Here is a 23,476-nt window from a genome sequence, read left to right as displayed (position 1 = left end):
GCATGCAAGTTCAAGTTAAAACTAATGTATTGGCAAAAAATGATGCCATTGCAGAGTCCTTACAACAGTTGTTTAAGGAAAAAAATATTTTTGTATTTAATCTATTAGGTTCTCCAGGGGCTGGTAAAACATCTCTATTGGAGGCAACTTTACATGATTTGAAAAAAGATTACCGCCTTGCTGTTATTGAAGGTGATTTATTTACTGCTAAGGATGCGGAACGGATTCATGAATTAGGCGTTCCTGTTATTCAAATCAATACAGTGGGAGGTTGCCATCTTGATGCACAAATGATTCAAGATGCACTAGGTGATTTAAATCTTGATGAACTCGATATGATCATTATCGAGAATGTAGGCAACCTTGTATGCCCTGCAGAATTTGAGATTGGTGAAAGCATGAAGGTAACTGTATTATCTGTTACTGAAGGTGAGGATAAGCCTCTTAAATACCCATTAATCTTTAAAGAGTCAAAGGCTATCCTCATTAATAAGATAGATTTATTGCCGTATGTACCTTTCAAAAAAGATAAGGCCATACAAGATATACGTAATTTGAATCCAACAGGAGAGATTTTTGAAGTAAGTTGCACGGCCCATAATGGACTAGAGCCATGGTTGACATGGTTGCGTGCACAATTGGAGAGTAATCGATGAATCATTCTATTAAGAGCCGTATTGTAGCGGCACTTCTAGTAGGCTTATCTGCTACATCGGTAGGGTATGCAGCAGAGCCGGCTATTTCTACTGTGAAACAAACTGCAGTGGAATCTACAGAGAGTGCAAATAATGTTGCACATACGGATGATAAGACAACTGTAGAAGCAGCAGGAACTGATGCGGCTGAGTCTGTTGCGTATATAGATAATGCACCGATTAAAACTGTTAAAATCGATACAAAGACAAAAAAGGAAAGCACTAAAACAGGATGGCTAGCTGAACAAATGGCGGTTACTGAGTTTGGTGATTCCATACAGTTTTGGCAGGCGGCTAGCGAAAATGAAGGTCCGTTGCCTAGCGTAACGCAAAATAACTTGGCTGATATTGGTAAGTCTTATACGGCTAATAATTTGCCAGCTTTAGGGTCTGAAGATGATTATGCTATTGATGGATATCGCTTAGGAGATCAGTTTGTAGCGCCTAAAGATGTAGAAAAAACAGTGGTTCGTGATAACTTTACGACGTACTATATGAAAGACTTGGAGGTGACCGTTTACACGGGACCTGCTCAAGAGCGTTTAGTAAATAATCAATTGCGCGGTCAAGGTGCTACTTATTTCTTTGAACCGAATACTATTACTAATATTCATAGTACGAAAAAAGGCGTCCACACTGTACGCGATATTGGTGTTGGTAGCACGCGCATGGAATTGGTATTTGCCTATGGTAGCCCTATTGCGATGTGGCGTGATTTGAAAAATGAAAGTTATATCTTCCTATATGAAGGTCATTCCGAAAATTCATGGTCTCGAAAAAAGGAATTTAATAGCTCGATAGAGAATACAAATAATAATAGCCAACAACAATCTATGCTAGGACAACAGAAAGAATATATTGCTTTCACCATCAAACAAAGCAATGTAGAGGCTGTTGATATGATTAGTGGTCAAGTATGGCCAAGATTTGGATTGCCTAAAGCTCCAGTATATGATTTTCAAGCAGGTAAATTGACTGCTGATGATTTTGTGTTGCGTGGCTATAAATTAAATGATTATTTTGTTAATGATCCCAATAATGATTGGAAACATCAAGGTATGTTGTTTGGGTCCACATTTATTGGATATAACGAATATGGCGTGAGTGTTGATAAAAAAAATCTCATCAATCGTGTTCTATTAAATATTTACACGCCTACTCGTCGCGGTATTGCGATGGGGGATACTAAATACTTATTGCTCTTTGTATATGGTATGCCTACTCGTATTGTTGAATCTACAACAAATGCGGGCACATCTACTGTATATGAATATAAAAATCCAGCGGCAAGCGACTCATATTTGCAGTTTGCCCTAGATGATAAAAACCAATATATCAAATCCGTTATGTTATCTGACCGTCCAGTTAAGTAGGAACGGTTACAGCGAGGAGGCAAGGGATATGGTTACAGTTCAAGATGTAAGAGAACGTTGGGAACAAATTCAAGGTGATGATGAACGTATATTGTTTATCGTTGGTGGTCCTGGTTCTGGTAAAAGTTTGTTAATTCGTGAATTATCTGAACAAAAAGGTTGGAAGTACTTAGAGGCAAAACAACTTATTGAAGAAGAGTTTTTATTAGTACCTCGTGATGAAAGACCACAACTTGCAGAAGAAGTAATTCGTCGTGCATTAAGTCGCAGTGATACAGAAGTTGTTCTTATCGATGGTATTAATGTATTGTTTGCACCGATATTAAATTTAAATCCTCTTGAACTATTAAAGACTATTAGTAAAACATATCCGATTGTTGTAGGTTGGCGTGGTCATCTCGAAGGTGATCAATTATACTTAGAACACAATAATGATCCAAAACATGCGGTAGTGACAATCACTAAACCTGATCGTGTTATGGTTATTGATTAATAGAGTTATATTGATTGCTGAGGGCATTATATATTGCCATGAGTATGACCGCATATAAAAGGTAGGTGGATATCATGGAACAATATATAATTGCCCTCATTTTAGGTATCTCTTTGGGTACTATCGGATAATAGTGGCTATATTTGCAATTATCTATCTTTATCTATGATTGCCGATGAGGAAAAAATGAAGTTTAAAAAGTTTAGAAAAAATACTTGCATAGGGTATCGTTTCATGTTATTATGATTAAGCACTAAGGGATACCGCAGTGAACGAAAAAACTTCAAAAAAGTTTTTAAAAAGTTCTTGACACTTAGTGGGACGGATGATAAAATACATCTTGTCGTAATGATGCTGGCGTAGCTCAATTGGTAGAGCAGCTGACTTGTAATCAGCAGGTTGTGGGTTCAATTCCTATCGCCAGCTCCATTTTATTTTTGGAGGGATTCCCGAGCGGCCAAAGGGAGCAGACTGTAAATCTGCCGTCTTCGACTTCGAAGGTTCGAATCCTTCTCCCTCCACCATTTATAGCGGGGTGGAGCAGTTGGTAGCTCGTCGGGCTCATAACCCGAAGGTCGCAGGTTCAAGTCCTGTCCCCGCAACCACAAAAATTCACAGTGAAATGATCGTTCATTGTGCTGGTGTAGCTCAGTCGGCAGAGCGTATCCTTGGTAAGGATAAGGTCACCGGTTCAATCCCGGTCACTAGCTCCATACATGGCGGCATAGCTCAGTTGGCTAGAGCAATCGGTTCATACCCGGTGTGTCCGCGGTTCAAATCCGTGTGCCGCCACCATTAAACCTCACATTGGTGAGGATTTTTTTATTTCTCCATAAAATACAAATTGAAGCTGATGAGTGTAAGGATTACATTTGTCAGTTTTTTTATTTTAGAAGAATATTTGTATTTTTAGAAGTTTTTCTATATATGGTATAATAATGTATAAGGGAATCTTATATTCCATTGATAAATTAGGGTTAATATATTATATTAATACTAGAATGTAATTTGTTTTTGTGAAGGAGGATACAATCCTAATGGCAAAAGAAAAATTTGAACGTACGAAACCGCATGTTAACATCGGTACAATCGGTCACGTTGACCATGGTAAAACTACTTTGACAGCTGCAATCACTAAAGTATTGGCTGAAAAAGGCCAAGCTGACTTCCAAGATTACAGCATGATCGATAAAGCTCCAGAAGAACGTGAACGTGGTATCACAATCAACACTGCACACGTTGAGTATGAAACTGCTAACCGTCACTATGCACACGTTGACTGCCCAGGCCATGCTGACTATGTTAAAAACATGATCACTGGTGCAGCTCAAATGGACGGCGCTATCTTGGTATGTTCCGCAGCTGACGGCCCTATGCCTCAAACTCGCGAACACATCTTGTTGGCTCGCCAAGTTGGTGTTCCTGCAATCGTAGTATTCTTGAACAAAGCTGACATGGTTGACGACGAAGAATTGATTGAATTGGTAGAAATGGAAGTTCGTGAACTTCTTTCTTCCTACGAATTCCCTGGCGACGAAGTACCTATCGTTGTAGGTTCTGCGTTGAAAGCTTTGGAAGGCGATGCTCAATATGTAGCTAAAATCGACGAATTGATGGAAGCTGTAGACTCCTACATCCCAACTCCAGTTCGTGACACTGACAAACCTTTCTTGATGCCTGTGGAAGACGTATTCACAATCACTGGTCGTGGTACAGTAGCAACTGGCCGTGTTGAACGTGGTCAAGTAAACGTAGGCGACACAGTAGAAGTTGTAGGCTTGAAAGAAAAAGCTGAACAATACGTAGTAACTGGTCTTGAAATGTTCCGCAAAACTTTGGACTCTGCAGTAGCAGGTGACAACGTAGGTGCGTTGCTTCGTGGTGTTGACCGTAAAGATATCGAACGTGGTCAAGTATTGGCTAAACCAGGTTCCATCAAACCACACACAAAATTCAAAGCAGAAGTTTACGTATTGACTAAGGAAGAAGGTGGCCGTCATACTCCATTCTTCTCCAACTACCGTCCACAATTCTACTTCCGTACAACAGACGTAACAGGTGTTGTAAACCTTCCAGACGGTGTAGAAATGTGTATGCCTGGCGATAACGTAACAATGGATATCGAATTGATCACTCCAATCGCTATCGAAGAAGGTCTTCGCTTCGCGATCCGCGAAGGTGGCCATACAGTAGGCGCTGGCGTTGTAACTGAAATCGAAGGTTAATTTATACCTTTTTATGAAAATAGGACCCCTAGAAGGGTCCTATTTTTATTTATATTAGTTTATATATTATTTATTGTATTTGTAACCAAAGATACAGAAATGTTCTTTTGGTAGTGTTATTATAATTATAAGGAGAGCAAAGGCTCTCCTTTTGTGTTTTTATAGAAAAGGAGGTAATGTGATGGGTGAATACAAAAAGTATTGGATAGCCGTAGTAGCCGTTCTTATTATTGGCTTTTCTATTCTTGGTTATCTAGGTACTGATGTGTATCATCAAGCACCGCCAGTGCCGACTGCGTATGTATCTCAAGATGGACAGGTCTTGTTCACTAAGGAAGATATTTTACATGGTCAATCGGCATGGCAATCTACAGGTGGTCAATCTGTAGGTACAGTTTTAGGTCATGGCGCTTATCAAGCACCCGACTGGACAGCAGATTGGTTGCATAAAGAAGTATCCGTAATGTTGGATATTAAGTCTCAAGAGGCTTTTGGTGTTCTTTATAACCAATTGGGAACTGCACAACAAGCTGCAGTAAAAGAAGTTGTAAAAGAAGAGTATTTAGGCAGTGCAGTCCGCGAAGATGGAACTGTAGTACTTTCTCCAGAACGAATTACAGCAATGAATTTAACTGGTCGTTATTTTGTTGAGTTGTATGGTGATAATCCTGACTTGACTTTGACTCGTGATCATTTTGCGATGAAGGATAACACACTACCTGAGTTGCAAGACCGCATTGATATGGCACGTTTCTTCTTCTGGACTACATGGATGGCATCTACACAACGTCCGGGGACAGATGCAACATATACCAATAACTGGCCACATGAACCTTTATTGGATCATAATCCAACACCTGAAAGTGTTGCTTGGTCTGTTGTGAGCGTTATTATTTTATTATGTGGCATTGGGGTAGTTGTATGGCTATGGTCCTTTGGTAAAAAGGATGATGAACATGCATTGGTTCCACCAACAGAAGATCCAATTAGCAAGATTACTTTAACTCCATCTCAACGTGCATTAGGTAAATATTTATTTACAATCTTAGCATTGTTCTTATTCCAATTAGGGATGGGCGGCATTATTGCTCACTATACTGTAGAAGGTCAAGCGTTCTATGGTATTCCATTGGCTCAATATTTCCCTTACTCTATTGCTCGTACATGGCATATTCAAGCATCCTTGTTCTGGATTGCTATGGCATTCCTAAGTGCAGGTCTATTCTTGGCACCAATCATTAATGGTGGTAAGGATCCTAAATATCAAAAGCTTGGTGTGGACATCTTATTCTGGGCTCTTGTAGTTCTTGTAGTAGGTTCCTTCGCTGGTACATATTTAGGCGTAGCACATCAAATTCCAGCAGCGTGGAATTTCCTTCTCGGACACCAAGGTTACGAATATATCGAGTTGGGTCGTATTTGGCAGTGGATTGAATACATTGGTATTTTATTCTGGCTTGTACTCATGATACGTAGCATTATTGGAGCCTTCAAACAGAAAGGTGATAAAAACCTCATTGCAGCCTTCATATTCTCCGTCATCATGGTAGGTATCTTCTATGGTCCAGGGTTATTCTATGGTGAACATAGCCATTTAGCGATTATGGAATATTGGCGCTGGTGGGTAATTCACCTTTGGGTTGAAGGCTTCTTCGAAGTATTCTCCACTACATTGATGGCATTTATCTTTGTTACATTAGGTCTTGTATCGTATCGTGCTGGTACAGTTGCGGCGATCTCTTCTGGGGCTATTTATCTCATAGGTGGTATCCCTGGTACATTCCATCATCTATACTTCACAGGTGTTACATCTACTATCGTGGCAACAGGCGCATCCTTCTCTGCATTAGAAGTTGTACCGCTCGTACTCTTAGGTTATGAAGCTTTTGAAAACTATACACGTCTTCATAGTGCTCCTTGGATGCATCGTCTAAAATGGCCTGTGTATTGTTTCATTGCCGTGTCCTTCTGGAATTTAGTAGGTGCAGGGGTCTTTGGTTTCTTGATTAATATGCCTGTATCCTTATTCTACATTCAAGGTCTTAATACAACAGCAGTACATGCGCATACCGCATTGTTCGGCGTATATGGTTTCTTAAGCTTAGGCTTTGTATTCCTTATTGCGCGTTACATTCGACCTGAAGTAGAATTCAATGATAAATTGATGAAGTTCGGCTTCTGGGCTCTCAATATAGGTCTTGCCTTAATGGTACTCATTAGCTTGTTGCCAATAGGTCTTATTCAAGCATGGGCAAGTATTACACATGGTTTGTGGTTTGCACGTAGCGAAGAATTCATGCAACAACCATTGTTACAAAACTTGCGTTGGGCTCGTTTAATTGGTGATACCATCTTAATCGTTGGTGCAGTAGCATTCTTCTGGCAAATTGTGAAAGTTCTATTTCCGAAGAAATCTTAATCTATAAATAGATTACTTCTTAATCTGCAAATAGATGATTTAATGGGTATTAAATCATATTATTAATTCTATTTAACTGTATGAGTTAACAGCATAAAATGTATGAAAAATATGTGATGATTTAGTACCATATTATGGCGTTCCTTTCTAGACAAGGAACGCCATTTTTTGTTATACTATCCCTGTCAGGTACATGTGCCTGGCTTTTTTGAGTTGCTCAAAAATCTTGACATTGCTTGCTACGTATGATATATTTCTTTAGTATGTAGTCGAGCGTTTTCGAGTACAAGAGACAGATTTTAGTAAAGAAAAAGCGAGGTGTATCCGGATGCGTAATGCCATTACTTTAGCTTGCACAGATTGCAAACAACGTAACTATCAAACGAACAAGAACAAAAAGAACAATCCTGATCGTATTGAAATGATGAAATATTGCAAATTCTGCGGTAAACATACATTACACCGTGAAACAAAATAATTCTTATCATTCATTACCTGTTGATTTGAGGATGTGAAACAATGGCAAAGTCTAACTCAGCAGTGCAGCAGCGTGGTGGATTTGGAAAATTCTTCCGCGGTGTGAAAGCTGAACTTAAAAAAGTAGTCTGGCCAACAAAAAAAGAACTCATCAATTATACAATAGTAGTATTCTTAGTGACGATTTTCATCGCCTTTATTATTTATATACTTGATGCAGTCTTTGCCCAACTTTTTAATACGTTGTTGCACTTTGTTGGATAAGGGGGCCATTTCATGGAAGCAGATAAGAAGTGGTATGTAATTCATACCTATTCAGGCTACGAAAATAAAGTTAAAACCACTCTTGAACTTAAAGTTCAGTCTATGGGTCTACAAGATGTGATTAGCCGAATTTTGGTACCTCTTGAAGACGAAATTGACGAAAAAGATGGGGTTAAAAAAGTAGTAAAACGTAAGATATTTCCTGGGTACGTATTGGTTGAAATGGAAGTTAACGACCGCTCTTGGTATGTTGTGCGCAACACACCAGGTGTAACAGGTTTCGTTGGCTCTGCCACTAAACCAGTTCCACTTTCTGATTCCGAAGTAGAACATATACTTAAGTCTCAGGGCTTGGATAAGAAACCAAACATCAACATCGATGTAGAAGTTGGTGAAACGGTACGCATTACGTCCGGGGCCTTTGAAGATAAACTAGGTGTTATTACCGAACTTAACCCTGAAAAAGGAACATTGAAACTTAATGTAGAAATGTTCAACCGAGATACCGAGGTAGAGGTAGAGTTCTCTCAAATTGAGAAAACTCTTTAATATATAAATATAACTCTAAAAAAGAGCAATCGATTTTGGTTGCCAGTGGGAGGATGTATATCCGTTACCACCACAGTATAAGCATAGGAGGTTTAATTACCCATGGCTAAGAAATTAGTTAAACAAGTAAAACTACAAATTGAAGCCGCTAAAGCTACTCCAGCACCACCAGTTGGTCCTGCACTAGGTCAAGCAGGTGTTAACATCGTTGCTTTCACAAAAGAATTCAACGAACGTACTGCTAAACAAGCTGGCTTGATTATCCCAGTAGTTATTAACGTATATGAAGATCGTAGCTTCGACTTCATCACTAAGACTCCACCAGCTGCAGTATTATTGAAAAAAGCTGCAGGTATTCCAAAAGGTTCTGGTGTACCTAACCGTGATAAAGTAGCAAAAGTAGGTCGCGATAAAGTTCGTGAAATTGCTGAATTGAAAATGCCTGACTTGAATGCTAATACCGTAGAACAAGGTATGCGCATGGTAGAAGGTACTGCTCGCAGCATGGGCATTGAAATCGTTGACTAATAAGCGTACGACTTGCGCATAAGGCGCAAATCGGTGGGAGGGAATTCCCGTTTGACCACATAAGGAGGATATTATAATGGCAAAAGTAGGTAAGAAATACGCTGAGGCAGTAAAACTTATTGAAGCTGGTAAGTTCTACGAACCAGTAGAAGCAATCGAGTTGGTTAAGAAAACTGCAACTGCAAATTTCGATGAAACAGTTGAAATCGCTTTCAACTTGAATGTCGACCCTAAATACGCTGATCAACAAGTTCGTGGTGCAGTAGTATTGCCTCATGGTACTGGCAAAACTAAACGCGTTCTTGTATTCGCAAAAGGCGACAATATTAAAGCAGCTGAAGAAGCTGGTGCAGATTTCGTAGGTTCTGAAGAGTTAGTAGCTAAAATCCAAGGTGGTTGGAGCGACTTCGACGTAGTAGTTGCTACACCAGACATGATGGGTCAAGTTGGCCGTCTTGGTAAAATCTTGGGTCCTAAAGGCTTGATGCCAAACCCTAAAGTTGGTACAGTAACTCCAGACGTTGCTCGTGCAGTAAACGAAATCAAAGCTGGTAAAATCGAATACCGTACTGATAAAGCAGGTATTATCTCTTGCTCCATCGGTAAAGCGTCCTTCGATGAAGAAAAATTACTTGACAACTACCGTACAATCGTTGATACTATTATCAAGGCTAAACCTGTAGCAGCTAAAGGTCAATACATTAAATCTGTAACCTTGTCCGCTACAATGGGCCCTGGTGTGCCTTTGAACGTGTTCAAATTGAGCAACGTTACAAAAGAGCAATAATCACATATGTCTCTTAGCTGTAGACGGCTGGTATGTATAATGGATGAAAATCCGCCCGCTGAGGCTGACACTAGAACAATCTAGGACTAGTTCGACCTCATCGCGTGCGATGGGGTCGTTTTTTACGCTAAGATAGTACATAGAGCACCAAAAAATCTATAAGGAGGTAATCTAATGGCTGTCACTGAACAAAAGAAAGCAATCGTTGCTCAAATGAAAGAAACTCTTTCTGAAGCAAAAGGCGCTGTATTGATTGGTTACTCTGGTTTGACTGTTGCGCAAGCAACTGATCTTCGCCGCAAAATGTTGGCTGAAGGCGTTGAATACAAAGTAATCAAAAATACTTTGACTCGCATTGCTGCAAATGAATTGAATCTTGAAGGTTTCGCTGAGCATTTGGAAGGTCCAACTGCATTGGCTACTTCTAAAGAAGATGCTGTTGCACCTGCTCGTGTAATTGAACAATTCATCAAAACTACTGAGAAAGAAGTTGTAACAGTTAAAGCTGGTATCGTTGAAGGCGAAGTTATGGACGCTGCAGGCGTTAAAGCAATTGCATCTCTTCCAAACCGCGAAGGTATGCTTTCCATGTTGCTTTCCGTATTGCAAGCACCTGTTCGCAACGTTGCATACGCTGTCAAAGCTGTTGCAGAAGCTCAACCTGCAGAAGCTGCAGAATAATAATTTCTGCGCATTATCAATTGGTCGCTTAAGACTGATACAATAAACTATTTTATGGAGGAAAACTAAAATGGCATTGAACATTGAAAACATCGTTGCTGAATTGAAAGAAGCAACTATTCTTGAACTTAATGATCTTGTAAAAGCAATTGAAGAAGAATTTGGCGTAACTGCAGCAGCTCCTGTAGCTGTAGCAGCTGCTGGTGGTGCTGAAGGCGGCGCTGCTAAAGATTCCTTCGACGTAATCTTGAAAGATGCTGGCGCATCCAAAATCAACGTAATCAAAGTTGTTCGTGAAGCAACTGGTCTTGGCTTGAAAGAAGCTAAAGCTATCGTTGACGGCGCTCCTGCACCTGTAAAAGAAGGCGTAGCTACTGAAGCAGCTGAAGCTTTGAAAGCTCAATTGGAAGAAGCTGGCGCAACTGTAGAATTGAAATAATTCTAGCCATAATAAAAGGCGTACCTTTGGGTACGCCTTTTTTGTTTAGTTACTGAATTTGATAAATTCTAGCAGCTCCGCTTTTACCAACTTCTGTTGCTATTATATTGATCGGGGAACTAGTAAATTCTTTGATATATTTATTTGGCACAATAATGATAGCACCTTTTTCTATGGATACTCTTTTTTCAAACTCCTCTACTGTTATGGTTGGCATTAATGTTTTGCCTGCAGTCCATAGAGGGTTATCTGTAGTATGTACAAATACTTGTGTTGGAGTATCTCCGGTATAATACAAAATTGATGTATAGTATGTACTGTATATATAGGTAGGTTGCGTATTTGATTCAATATATGGTTTGAATTGAATCCCGGATTGATCAAATAAAATAGGAGTTACAGTTATAGTGATTGCCGTATATAAAATGGTTAAAGGTATAGTTAAATAAATTGATAGTGGTAACTTATTGTTGTTATACTGTTTTGCTAATAACGCAAATAACGCAAATAACACAATTAATATTAATGCAACGATTAATGGTACTGAATTTAATTCAGGTGTTACTATGCTGGCTACTAGGAATAAGAGGACATATATTGCTAATGGAATGGTAACAATATATTTAAAACTAGTACTCTTATTGTAAAAGCTATTTGTAATAGCCTCAGCTCCCCAGATAATACAAGGGATTATTGCTGGTAAAGTATAGGTTATATATTTGGTCGCTACTAGAGAATAAAATAATACAATCACTATAAACCAGATAGCACCAAGAAGATAAAAATTTTCTTTCCATTTAATACTTTTGAGTTGGTAAATAACTGCAGGTGTCCAAGGTAAAAGTGCAATAGGGACAATGATTAAGTAATAATACCAAACGTTAAACTTCGGATGTTCTGATACTAGTGCTCGTTCCATATTATGCAGACCTAAGAAACCAGATATGAACTCTTGACCGTGAATTGAATACATGGCAATGTACCATGGACTAGCAAGAATTATAAATAGGAAAATTCCAAAAGGATTAAATAGTAATTTAATATCCTTATTTAGAGAGTAGTCATCATTATCTTTTTGGGTAAACCATCGTATAGCAATAAATAGTAGTAGTATTAATCCAGGCAGAACAATACCGACCGGTCCTTTAGTTACCACTGCTAAGGCGGCTGCTCCGTAAGCTTTTACCATAGAATATTTGTCGTTCTTGGCAAAGGCTAGATAAGAATAGCCAAAGATAGCTAGTGAAAAGAAGAAGAGAAAACCGTCTGTTATGACTGCGTGTGAAATGTACCAAAACTGTAAGGCACTAAATAAAAGCAGTGCACTCATAACAGCTATATACTTAGATTCTTTAATGCGATATACAAGATGATACATAAGTGCTACACTGCCACCGGCAATAAGCGTATTCGGTATACGTGATGTAAAGTCAGATATGCCAAATAGTTTATAACTGATCATGAGTGCCCAATAGGTGAGGGGCGGTTTATCATACCAAACTTGGTCATATATCATGGGGGATATCCATGAGTTATGTTTTAACATTGTAATAGCAGATAACACATAGTTGGATTCTACCGGATCTGTTATGGGAAGATAGGCGTTATAGAAACCGTAACTCAGTACGGTCAATAAAAAAAGCGCACCTATGCGCAGCATGTGATTGTTAATCATAGTGACTCCTTACTTACATAGTTTATATTATTGTACTATAGGGCGTGTAATAATTAAACCGATGAAAGTTAAAGTTGGATCTTTTACAATACAGAAATAGTTACAAAAAGAATTATTTATGAAATAGAAATAGCTACAAAAGAATTATTTATGAAATAATATATTGTATAGAATATTGTTTGTACAGAATACATGAAATGACTTTTATGTATACAAAATACATGCTATAATGAGCGCGTAAGATAAAACCGTTTCATTAAAGTACTATTTTAACTATAAAATAGTAGAAAGAGGATTTATTATGAGAAAAGAACATGATTTCTTAGGTGAATTAGAAGTAGCTGATGAATTATATTATGGTGTACAAACAATTCGTGCATTAGAAAATTTCCATATTACAGGCAAACATTTGGACCAAGACTTTATCAAAGCATTGGCGATGGTTAAAAAAGCATCTGCATTAGCGAATATGAAAACTGGTCGCTTAAACGTATCTATAGGTAAAGCAATCGTACAAGCTGCAGACGAAGTAATTGAAGGTAAATTTGCTGATCAATTCCCAGTTGACCCAATCCAAGGTGGTGCAGGCACTTCTGTAAATATGAACATGAACGAAGTATTGGCTAACCGCGCTTGTGAAATTTTAGGTCATCCAAAAGGTAGCTACGATATCGTAAGCCCTAACAACCACTGTAACATGGCGCAATCCACAAACGATGCGTTCCCTACAGCTATTAAGGTATGTGCTATTATTAAAACCAAACCTTTACTTGAAGCATTACAACGCCTCGTTGATGAGCTCGAGAAAAAGGCTGAAGAATACAGCGAAATCTTGAAAATGGGTCGTACTCACTTACAAGATGCGGTGCCAATTACATTGGGCCAAGAAATGGGTGCTTATGCATCTGGTATCCGCCGTGGTATTAAACGTATTAAATCTGCTGTTGAAGGTGCACATGTAATCAACATGGGTGCTACTGCAGTTGGTACAGGCCTTAATGCTGAACCTAATTACATTCACGATGTAGCGTACGAACTTAGTGAAGTAGTAGGCGAACCATTCTATACAGCTGAAAATTTAATTGATGCTACAAATAATACAGATATCTTTGCAGATATCTCCAGTGGTTTAAAAGTAACAGCTCTTGTTTTGATTAAAATGGCTAACGATTTCCGCTTGATGGCATCTGGTCCTCGTTGTGGTATTGGGGAATTGAAATTACCAGCTCGTCAACCTGGTTCTTCCATCATGCCTGGTAAGGTTAACCCTGTTATCGCCGAAGTATTGAACCAAGTTTGTTACCAAGTTATCGGTAATGACCTTACAATTACATTGGCTGTAGAAAATGGTCAATTTGAATTAAACGTAATGGAACCTGTATTGGCATACAACTTGTTCAATAATCTTTGCTACCTCAAAAACGGTGTAAATACATTTGTTGATAAATTGCTTATCGATCTTGAAGTAGACCGTGAACAATGCGAATACTGGTTGAATCGTTCCGTTGGCATCGTAACAGCATTGTTGCCACATCTTGGCTATGAAACAGCATCTTCACTTGCGAAAGAAGCGTATACATCTGGTCGTGCTATTCGTGACATCATCTTGGAAAAAGGTTTGTTGACTGAAGATGAAATCAATCATATTCTTTCTCCTAAGGAAATGACTCGCCCTGGTATTGCTGGTGCCAATCTTTTAAAACAAAAAGGCAACTAATATAGTAAGTTGTTTTGATACATGAATAAAGCATGAAAATGAAAGACTGTCAACCCTTTTGGTTGACAGTCTTTTTTAATACTGATAGAATTATATATTGCAAAAGTAGCGTTTCCTGCTTTTGGATATAAAAACTATAACTTGAATAGTGATGAGGTTTTCTTCCAAGGTTGTGCTTGGTTAATGGAAAGCAAGGTTATTTTAAAAATAAAATGGGCCTTGCTTTATTTGGCGTTATCTGAGCAGGAAAACTGAGACCTGTAAGATGTCTTTTCCATGCCGTTATAGAAAATGGTAGACCAGTGTGTTTTGATAGGGGTGAAAGCAAATATGTTCAAACCTGAACAGGTAGGCAAACGAACTCGTTATACGTACGCTAAAATTAACGAAGTTATCAAGATGCCGCATTTATTGGACATTCAGCGTAAATCGTATGAGTGGTTCTTGGAGAGTGGTTTACAAAATATTTTCAACGATATTTCTCCGATTAAAGACAATTCAGGTAATCTAGTACTTTCTTTCGAAGGTTTCAGCTTAGGTGAACCTAAGTATGATATTAATGAATGTAAAAACCGTGATGCTACTTATGCAGCACCACTTCGTGTAAATGTTCGCTTGGTAAATAATGATCCCGAAAATATGGACATTAAAGAACAAGAAGTATTCATGGGCGATTTCCCATTGATGACTGATACAGGTACTTTCATCATCAATGGTGCAGAACGTGTTATCGTATCCCAATTGGTACGTTCTCCAGGCGTTTACTACAATAAAGAAATCGATACAATGGGTAACCGTTTGTACGATTCCACAGTTATTCCTAACCGTGGCGCATGGATTGAGCTTGAAACTGATGCAAGCGAAGTTGTTGCTGTTCGTATTGACCGTAACCGTAAATTACCAGCTACTGTATTGGTACGTGCATTAGGTTGGGATACTAATGAAAGCATCCTTGACCTCTTCTGGAATGGTAAAACTGATGAAGATGGTTTACCAGTATATGATGAACGTATCGTTCGTACATTAGAAAAAGATACAACTCAATCTGCTGATGAAGCCTTGGTTGAAATCTATAAAAAATTACGTCCAGGTGAGCCTCCTACTGTAGAGTCCGCTCGTAACTTGTTCGATAACTTGTTCTTCGATGCACGCCGTTATGACTTAGCGCGCGTTGGTCGTTACAAATTGAACAAAAAACTTGGCTGGCGTCAACGTATGTTGGGGCAAACATTGGCACAACCTATCGTGGATCCAGAAACTGGCGAAATTATCCTTGATGCAGGTGTACAAGTTGGGGAAGAACAACTTGATATCGTTGCTAATAGCCATGTATTCGATGGCGAAGGTTTCGCTGAATTCTACATCGTAAATAACGATGGTGTAGAGTCCAAAGTTATCTGCAATAACTGCAATTTGCCATTCGATCACCGTACAGTAACACGGGAAGATATGATCGCTAACATCTCTTACTTGCTCAACCTTATGGATGGTGCAGGTCATACAGATGATATCGACCATTTGGGTAACCGTCGTCTTCGTTGCGTAGGTGAATTGTTGCAAAACCAATTCCGTATTGGTTTAACTCGTATGGAACGTGTTGTTCGTGAACGTATGACAATTCAAGAAATCGAATCTATCACGCCTCAAGCGTTGATTAATATTCGTCCTGTAGTGGCAGCAATCAAAGAATTCTTTGGTTCTTCCCAATTGTCTCAGTTCATGGACCAAACAAACCCATTAGCAGAATTGACTCACAAACGTCGTCTATCTGCCCTTGGCCCTGGTGGTTTATCTCGTGAGCGTGCAGGCTTCGAAGTTCGTGACGTGCATCACTCTCACTATGGCCGTATGTGTCCAATCGAAACTCCAGAAGGTCCAAACATTGGTTTGATCAACTCCTTGTCTAACTATGCGAAAGTAAATGAATTCGGTTTCATTGAAGCTCCTTACCGTAAGGTTGAAAAAATCTATGGTACAGGTGAAGATGCAGACAAAGTTATCAAGGTTCGTGTATCTGATTCCGTTGTATATATGACAGCTGATGAAGAAGAAGGCATGACAATTGCCCAAGCGAACTCTCCAATCGATGCTGAAGGTTACTTTACTAATGAACACGTAGCTTGTCGTCGTGGTCATGATGTATTAGAAGTTACACCTGATAAGGTTGACTACATGGACGTTAGTCCAAAAGAAGTTGTATCCATTGGTACAGCTATGATTCCATTCCTTGAAAATGACGATGCTAACCGTGCTTTGATGGGTGCGAACATGCAACGTCAAGCGGTACCACTTTTGCGTGCGCAAGCTCCACTTGTTGGTACAGGTATGGAATATACAGCAGCTACTGACTCCGGCGTTTGCGTACTTGCCCGTGAAGCTGGTAAAGTTGTACGTTGCTGGGGTAATGAAATCCACGTTCTTCGCGATAGCGATGGTCGTGTAGATACATACCGTATGAATAAATTCCTTCGTTCTAACCAATCTACATGCTTTAACCAAAAACCAATCGTTAATCGTGGCGATCATGTTGTAAAAGGTCAAGTGTTGGCTGATGGTCCTGCTACTGATGGCGGCGAATTGGCATTAGGTTATAACGTTCTTGTAGCGTTCATGCCTTGGGAAGGTTATAACTACGAAGATGCGATCTTGCTTAGTGAAGAACTTTGTAAAGAAGATATCTATACATCCATTCATATTGAAGAATACGAATGTGATGCGCGCGACACTAAATTAGGCGCTGAAGAGATCACTCGCGAATTGCCTAATACTGGTGATGACACTCTTAAAAACCTTGATGAAGATGGTATCATCTGCATTGGTGCAGAAGTACATCCTGGTGATATCCTCGTAGGTAAAGCAACACCAAAAGGTGAAACTGAACTTACTCCAGAGGAACGTTTATTGCGCGCTATCTTTGGCGACAAAGAACGTGAAGTTCGCGACACATCCTTGCGCGTACCTCATGGCGAATCTGGTAAAGTAGTAGACGTTAAAGTCTTCACTCGTGAAAACGGCGACGAATTACAACCAGGGGTAAATAAACTTGTTCGCGTATATATCGCTCAAAAACGTAAGATTCACGAAGGCGATAAAATGGCGGGCCGTCATGGTAACAAAGGTGTCGTTTCTCGCGTTATGAGAAAAGAAGATATGCCATTCCTTCCAGATGGTACTCCAGTACAAATCGTATTGAACCCATTGGGCGTACCTTCTCGTATGAACATCGGTCAGGTTCTTGAAACTCACTTGGGTTGGGCTGTTCAAGGCTTAGGTATGAAAATCAAAGCTACAGACCTTCACATTCAAAATGTATTGAAAGAAGCTCGTACTGATGCATCTTATTGGGAACAAATTGACGCTATTTGCGGTTTATATGCTGAAATTGAAGAATTAGAAGCAAAAGCTAAAGAAGATGTGACAGTTCCTCATTTCGACATCGATGAAAAAATTATCGACTTGAAATCTCAAATTCTTGGCCATGTAGAATCTGCAGCGCAAAAGAAACTTGAAGCTCTTGGCGGCGAAGCTCGTTATCAAGAACTTAAAGCTATTGAAGCTAAATACAATGCACTTCATGTAGAATTCTTCGACTCTGAAGAAGATGCTCCAGAAATGGATCCAGCTCTTGTAGAAGAATTAGAAGCTATTAATAAAGTTAAAACTACATTGAACCATATTGAATCTGCTCGTGCTAAACGCGTTGAAATTCGTCAAGAACTCGAAGGCCTTGGTTACGACTATGAAACATATGGTATGCCAAAACCAGATGTAGCAGGTATTCATATTGCTACACCTGTATTTGATGGTGCGCATGAAAAAGATGTGTTTGAAACATTAGGCATTGCTGGTCGTTCCGATGATGGTAAAACAGTATTGTACGATGGTCGTACTGGTGAACCTATGGATAACCGTGTAACTGTTGGTTACGTATACATGCTTAAACTCCATCACTTGGTTGACGATAAAATCCATGCTCGCTCCACAGGTCCGTACTCCCTTGTTACACAACAACCATTGGGCGGTAAAGCTCAGTTCGGTGGTCAACGTTTTGGGGAAATGGAAGTTTGGGCTCTCGAAGCATATGGCGCAGCTTATACACTTCAAGAGCTATTAACTGTTAAGTCTGACGACGTTGTTGGTCGTGTGAAAGCATACGAAAAAATCGTTAAAGGCGAAAACATCCCTGAACCAGGTGTACCTGAGTCCTTCAAGGTATTGCTCAAAGAACTTCAAAGTATTGGTCTTGATGTAAAAATCTTGAATGAAGATCAAGAAGAAGTTGTTATGAAAGAACTTGATGACGAAGATGAAGTGGTAGAAACTGGTATTGAAGAAGTTATGGAAGGCAGTGCAGTAGAAACTGATGAAGTAACTGTAGTAGAGCCAGAAGTAGAGGAAGAAGCACCAGCTAATAACGGCGGTGAAGACGATATCCTTAGCCAATTGGCATTCCCAATGGGCGATTCCTCTAACGATGAAGACTAAAACTATCTATAAGGAAGGGAGCGATAGTAGTGCTAGACGTAAATGAATTCGATTCCATGCGAATCGGTTTAGCCTCTCCAGAGCAGATCTTAGCTTGGTCTCATGGGGAAGTTAAGAAACCTGAAACTATTAACTACCGTACGTTGAAGCCAGAACGTGATGGTCTATTCTGCGAACGCATTTTTGGACCAACAAAGGACTGGGAATGTCACTGCGGCAAATATAAACGCATTCGCCATAAAGGCGTAGTCTGCGATAAATGTGGTGTAGAGGTTACACGTGCAAAAGTACGTCGTGAACGTATGGGCCATATCCAATTGGCTACTCCTGTATCTCACATTTGGTACTTTAAAGGTATCCCATCCCGCATGGGCCTTATCCTTGATGTATCCCCACGTTCCTTGGAACGCGTATTATACTTTGCTTCCTACATCGTAGTAGATCCAGCTGGTACTCCATTGGCAAAACGCCAATTGTTGTCCGAGCAAGAGTACCGCGAATATGAAGCTCAATTTAACGAAGACGGTTATACTATCGGTGGTAAATCCGTCGTAATCGAAACAGTAGCTCAACGTAACGAACGTTTAGCTATCGTTCGTGAAGCACAACGCAAAGAGCGCTATAATGCTGCTCTTCGCGATGATGCAACAATCCCAGAAGCAGATAAAGAATACGAAGAACTAACTCGTGAAGAGCGCTATGAATTAGGTGCTGCTGAAGAAGTTCTCTTCGCATGTATCGACATGGGTGCTGAGGCTGTAAAAGCTCTTTTAGCAGAACTTGATCTTGAAGCATTGAATGCTGAATTGCGCGAAGAATTGAACACTGCAAGTGGTCAACGTAAAATCCGTGCGGTTCGTCGTTTAGAAGTGGTAGAAGCATTCCGTCAATCTGGCAACCGTCCAGAATGGATGATTATGGATGTTGTTCCTGTCATCCCACCTGAATTGCGCCCTATGGTTCAATTAGATGGTGGTCGTTTCGCTACATCTGACCTCAATGATTTGTACCGTCGTGTTATCAACCGTAACAACCGTTTAAAACGTTTGTTAGATTTAGGTGCTCCTGATATCATTGTGCGCAACGAAAAACGTATGCTTCAAGAAGCTGTTGACGCATTGATCGATAATGGTCGTCGCGGTCGTCCTGTAACAGGCCCTGGTAACCGTCCATTAAAATCCTTGTCCGATATGCTTAAAGGTAAACAAGGTCGTTTCCGTCAAAACTTGCTTGGTAAACGTGTTGACTACTCTGGTCGTTCCGTTATCGTAGTAGGTCCTGAGCTTAAAATGCACCAATGTGGTTTGCCTAAAGAAATGGCATTGGAATTGTTCAAACCTTTCGTTATGAAACGTTTGGTAGAACGTGGTCAAGCATCCAACATTAAGGCTGCTAAACGCCAAGTAGAAAGAATCGGTCCTGGTGTATGGGAAGCCTTGGAAGAGGTAATCAAAGAACATCCAGTTCTCTTGAACCGTGCCCCTACATTGCATAGACTTGGTATCCAAGCCTTCGAACCAATTCTTTGGGAAGGCCGTGCTATCAAATTGCATCCATTAGTATGTACAGCCTTCAACGCCGACTTTGACGGTGACCAAATGGCATGTCATTTACCATTGTCCGTAGAAGCACAAGCGGAAGCTCGTACATTGATGCTTTCCAGCCATAATATCTTGTCCACTAAGGACGGTAAGCCAGTAGCAGTACCATCTCAAGATATGATCTTGGGTACATACTACTTAACGGTTGTACGTGAAGATACTCGTGATAAAGCAAAAACATTTGCTACTTATGATGAAGTAATGCTTGCATACGAATCTCATATTATTGGCTTGCAAGATATTCTTTATATCCGTTTGCCTGACCATGGCCGTGTAGAAACAACTGCAGGTCGCTTGATCTTCAATAATGCTCTATTCCCAGAATTGTGGCAATATGAAAAACGTGAAGATGGCACTTACTCTTTAGGTAAGGTTATGGATAAGAAAACAGTTGGTAAATTGGTTGACCAATGCTTCCAATTGTTTGGCAATGAAAAGACTGCAGAACTCTTGGACCGTATTAAATCCTTGGGTTACTCCTTCGCACGTCGCGCAGGTATGACTGTAGCTATTGCAGATATTAAAGTACCAGAAGTAAAAACTGGTTTATTAGACACAGCGGAACAAGAGGTAGAAAAAGTATCTCGTTTGTATCGTCGTGGTCTTATTACAGAAGAAGAACGTTACCGTAAAACTATTCAATTGTGGACTCAAGCAACAGAAGATGTTACTGATGCCATGATGGATAATATGGCGCGCGATAAAGATGGCTTCAACCCTGTTTACATGATGGCTATCTCTGGTGCCCGTGGTAACAAACAACAGATCCGTCAGCTTGCTGGTATGCGTGGTTTGATGGCTGATCCATCCGGTCGTATCATCGACTTGCCAATCAAAGCAAACTTTAAAGAAGGTTTGACTGTATTGGATTACTTTACATCCTCTCACGGTGCTCGTAAAGGTTTGGCCGATACAGCTCTTCGTACAGCTGACTCCGGTTACTTGACTCGTCGTCTTGTTGACGTATCTCAAGACGTTATCGTTCGTGAGGACGATTGTGATGTTGTAGGTATCGATCTCGTTCGTGAACGCGCTCGTTTGGCTACTTCTCCACGTCAAGCATTGGAATTGTTGAAAGATAAACTTATTGGCCGTGTGCTAGATAAAGATGTAGTGAACGTAGAAACAGGCGAACTTGTTGTTCCTGCTGAAACTATCTTAGACGAACAATGCTTGGCCGATATTGCTGAATCTGGTGTTACATCCGTTGCATTGCGCGGTGCTCACTTAGGCTCTGATAGCGATATTAACCATACTAACTTGGTTCAAAAAATTATTCTTGGTGAAAGCGATGACAGCATCCGTGCAACATTAAAAGAAACTATGGTTCAAAATATGTTGAACAAAGATACTGTTAATGCTATCGTTGACAGTGAAGGTGTAGAAATCTTCCCTGCTAACACACGCCTTACTGAAGAAGGCATCGAAGCTATCCTTAACTCCGATGTAAAAGAAGTACAAGTACGCAACAATGAAATTCACGGTATCGAAGTGGAAGCCATCGTTGAAGGTACTGGCGTTATTGAACCATTAAAAGATCGTATCGTAGGTCGTATTGCAGCTGAAGAATTGGTTAATAAAGAAACTGGCGAAGTTATCGTTCCTCTTAATGGTGAAATCACAGAACCATTGGCTGATGAAGTTGTAAAACACTATGAAACAGTTAAAATCCGTTCCGTATTAACTTGCCGCAGCCCTTATGGCGTATGTCGCAAGTGCTATGGTCGTGACCTTGGTACAGGTGGTCAAGTTCAAGTTGGTGAAGCTGTAGGTATTATTGCAGCGCAATCCATCGGTGAACCTGGTACTCAGTTGACAATGCGTACATTCCATACAGGTGGTGTCGCAGGTGACGATATTACACAAGGTTTGCCACGTGTCGAAGAATTGTTCGAAGCGCGTAAACCAAAACGTAATGCTATCATCGCAGAAAACGAAGGTACAGTTCGCGTTGTACCTAACGAAGGTAAAAAAGGTACTAATACTATCTTCATCACTGGTGAAGACGGTATTGAACTCGATTACCTAATCCCTTATGGTTCTCGTATTATCGTTAAAGACGGTGATGTTGTATCCTTGGGCGCTCGTTTGACTGAAGGTTCTATTAACCCTCATGACATTATGCGCGTAATGGGTACTGAAGCAACTCAACGTTACCTCGTTTACGAAGTACAAAAAGTATATAAATCTCAAGGTGTAGAAATTAACGATAAACATATCGAAGTTATCGTTCGTCAAATGCTTCATAAAGTAAAAGTTGAAACTGCTGGTGATGCAGATATGCTTCCAGGGGATATGGTCGACGTTAATACCTTTGACGAAGAAAACCGTCGTCTTACTCTTAATGGCCGTGAAAATGCTACAGGCAAACGTACATTGTTGGGTATTACTAAAGCTGCATTGGCTACGGATTCCTTCTTGTCTGCTGCGTCCTTCCAAGAAACAACACGTGTTCTTACCGACGCTGCTATCAAAGGTAAAATTGATCCATTATTGGGCTTAAAAGAAAATGTAATCATCGGTAAATTGATTCCTGCTGGTACTGGCATGAGCCGTTACCGTAAGATTGAGGTTGTTAAAAACACACCTGAAATCATCGATATTACAGAAGAAACTGCTGTAGAAGAATAATCTATTGCAATAGAAGAGAGCGTGCCTTAGGGCACGCTCTTTTTTATAAATACTGAAGTTCTTTGTTAAGATGAAATTTTCAGATAGAATAAATAAACCTATAAATTTAATAATATAGATATATTGAATATGGTTAATAAAATTGAACTAAAAAATGACTATTTATTTTTCTATTATATCAATTATGCATACATAAAATGTGATTAATTAAAATAATATGAAAGTAATGTATAAAAATGAGAATAAAACAACCATTTTTGCATAAAAATTACATATATTGTTATATGATTCGTTGTAATGAAACGCACGGAAACGTGTACACATAAAATGCAGTTGTATAGCGGTGTAGAGCATCGAAAAACGTTTGACATGTGTTTGTGTAATTGGTATACTTACATAGTGCTCAGAGGCAAGTATGCCTAAGTAGCATAATTTCG

At 39.7% G+C, this 23,476-nt stretch carries 16 protein-coding genes and 5 tRNA genes; 20 read left to right on the top strand and 1 reads right to left on the bottom strand.

The features are described 5' to 3' along the window. Positions 1–2: 2 nt before the first annotated feature. The 17 genes from hypB (at position 3) to rplL (ending at position 10,930) form a co-directional block, all read left to right on the top strand. On the top strand, positions 3–656 hold the full coding sequence (gene hypB / locus VCHSUH03_RS04605) for a hydrogenase nickel incorporation protein HypB (protein WP_005385456.1): 654 nt from the start codon (positions 3–5) through the stop codon (positions 654–656). Then, a complete protein-coding gene (locus tag VCHSUH03_RS04600; RefSeq protein ID WP_105094192.1) occupies positions 653–2,068 on the top strand; it encodes a hypothetical protein in 1,416 nt (471 codons plus the stop codon). Before hypB ends, VCHSUH03_RS04600 begins: the two co-directional genes overlap by 4 nt. 28 nt (positions 2,069–2,096) lie before the next feature. Beyond that, positions 2,097–2,561, top strand: coding sequence for a BREX-3 system P-loop-containing protein BrxF (brxF, locus tag VCHSUH03_RS04595; protein ID WP_005379848.1), 465 nt, complete (start codon positions 2,097–2,099; stop codon positions 2,559–2,561). Between the two features lie 353 nt (positions 2,562–2,914). After that, positions 2,915–2,990 (top strand) — tRNA-Thr (locus VCHSUH03_RS04590). Between the two features lie 10 nt (positions 2,991–3,000). Further along, positions 3,001–3,085: transfer RNA gene (locus tag VCHSUH03_RS04585), tRNA-Tyr, on the top strand. Positions 3,086–3,090: 5 nt separating this feature from the next. Further along, positions 3,091–3,166 (top strand) — tRNA-Met (locus tag VCHSUH03_RS04580). A gap of 32 nt (positions 3,167–3,198) precedes the next feature. Beyond that, positions 3,199–3,274 (top strand) — tRNA-Thr (locus VCHSUH03_RS04575). A 5-nt stretch (positions 3,275–3,279) separates the two neighbouring features. Further along, positions 3,280–3,356 (top strand) — tRNA-Met (locus VCHSUH03_RS04570). Between the two features lie 242 nt (positions 3,357–3,598). Further along, a complete protein-coding gene (gene tuf, locus VCHSUH03_RS04565; RefSeq protein WP_105094191.1) occupies positions 3,599–4,786 on the top strand; it encodes an elongation factor Tu in 1,188 nt (395 codons plus the stop codon). 181 nt (positions 4,787–4,967) lie between these two features. After that, on the top strand, positions 4,968–7,205 hold the full coding sequence (locus VCHSUH03_RS04560) for a nitric-oxide reductase large subunit (protein WP_105094190.1): 2,238 nt from the start codon (positions 4,968–4,970) through the stop codon (positions 7,203–7,205). Positions 7,206–7,533: 328 nt separating this feature from the next. After that, positions 7,534–7,683 (top strand): 50S ribosomal protein L33, encoded by a 150-nt coding sequence (rpmG, locus tag VCHSUH03_RS04555; protein ID WP_004693530.1) that lies wholly within the window; start codon positions 7,534–7,536, stop codon positions 7,681–7,683. A 41-nt stretch (positions 7,684–7,724) separates the two neighbouring features. After that, entirely contained in the window at positions 7,725–7,946 is a 222-nt protein-coding gene (gene secE, locus VCHSUH03_RS04550) for a preprotein translocase subunit SecE (protein ID WP_060924347.1), read from the top strand. Between the two features lie 12 nt (positions 7,947–7,958). Then, positions 7,959–8,495: a transcription termination/antitermination protein NusG gene (nusG, locus tag VCHSUH03_RS04545; protein WP_105094189.1), complete on the top strand. Its 537-nt coding sequence runs from the start codon at positions 7,959–7,961 to the stop codon at positions 8,493–8,495. A gap of 102 nt (positions 8,496–8,597) precedes the next feature. Further along, positions 8,598–9,023 carry a 50S ribosomal protein L11 gene (gene rplK, locus VCHSUH03_RS04540; RefSeq protein ID WP_004693535.1) on the top strand — a complete coding sequence of 142 codons (426 nt, stop codon included), beginning with the start codon at positions 8,598–8,600 and terminating at the stop codon, positions 9,021–9,023. Between the two features lie 76 nt (positions 9,024–9,099). Continuing rightward, positions 9,100–9,810, top strand: a complete 711-nt coding sequence (rplA, locus tag VCHSUH03_RS04535; RefSeq protein WP_005385473.1) for a 50S ribosomal protein L1 — start codon at positions 9,100–9,102, stop codon at positions 9,808–9,810. A 174-nt stretch (positions 9,811–9,984) separates the two neighbouring features. Further along, the gene (gene rplJ, locus VCHSUH03_RS04530) at positions 9,985–10,491 is read left to right on the top strand and encodes a 50S ribosomal protein L10 (RefSeq protein ID WP_060924345.1); all 507 of its coding nucleotides are present in this window, start codon (positions 9,985–9,987) and stop codon (positions 10,489–10,491) included. 70 nt (positions 10,492–10,561) lie between these two features. Continuing rightward, a complete protein-coding gene (gene rplL, locus VCHSUH03_RS04525) occupies positions 10,562–10,930 on the top strand; it encodes a 50S ribosomal protein L7/L12 (protein WP_005385476.1) in 369 nt (122 codons plus the stop codon). Positions 10,931–10,979: 49 nt separating this feature from the next. On the opposite strand, the gene VCHSUH03_RS04520 is transcribed toward rplL, so the two are convergent. After that, positions 10,980–12,605, bottom strand: a complete 1,626-nt coding sequence (locus tag VCHSUH03_RS04520) for an ArnT family glycosyltransferase (RefSeq protein WP_105094188.1) — start codon at positions 12,603–12,605, stop codon at positions 10,980–10,982. Positions 12,606–12,906: 301 nt separating this feature from the next. Between VCHSUH03_RS04520 and VCHSUH03_RS04515 the strand changes: the two genes are divergently transcribed. From VCHSUH03_RS04515 to rpoC, 3 genes are all read left to right on the top strand, one after another. Next, a complete protein-coding gene (locus tag VCHSUH03_RS04515) occupies positions 12,907–14,322 on the top strand; it encodes an aspartate ammonia-lyase (protein ID WP_105094187.1) in 1,416 nt (471 codons plus the stop codon). 330 nt (positions 14,323–14,652) lie between these two features. Then, positions 14,653–18,807, top strand: a complete 4,155-nt coding sequence (gene rpoB / locus VCHSUH03_RS04510; protein ID WP_105094186.1) for a DNA-directed RNA polymerase subunit beta — start codon at positions 14,653–14,655, stop codon at positions 18,805–18,807. A gap of 29 nt (positions 18,808–18,836) precedes the next feature. Next, on the top strand, positions 18,837–23,039 hold the full coding sequence (gene rpoC / locus VCHSUH03_RS04505; protein WP_105094185.1) for a DNA-directed RNA polymerase subunit beta': 4,203 nt from the start codon (positions 18,837–18,839) through the stop codon (positions 23,037–23,039). Positions 23,040–23,476: the final 437 nt, after the last annotated feature.

This window comes from Veillonella infantium (genome assembly GCF_002959895.1).
Classification (GTDB): Bacteria; Bacillota; Negativicutes; order Veillonellales; family Veillonellaceae; genus Veillonella; species Veillonella infantium.
The sequence above is the reverse complement of the archived record's forward strand: the minus strand, read 5'-3'. Positions and strand labels throughout refer to the sequence as shown.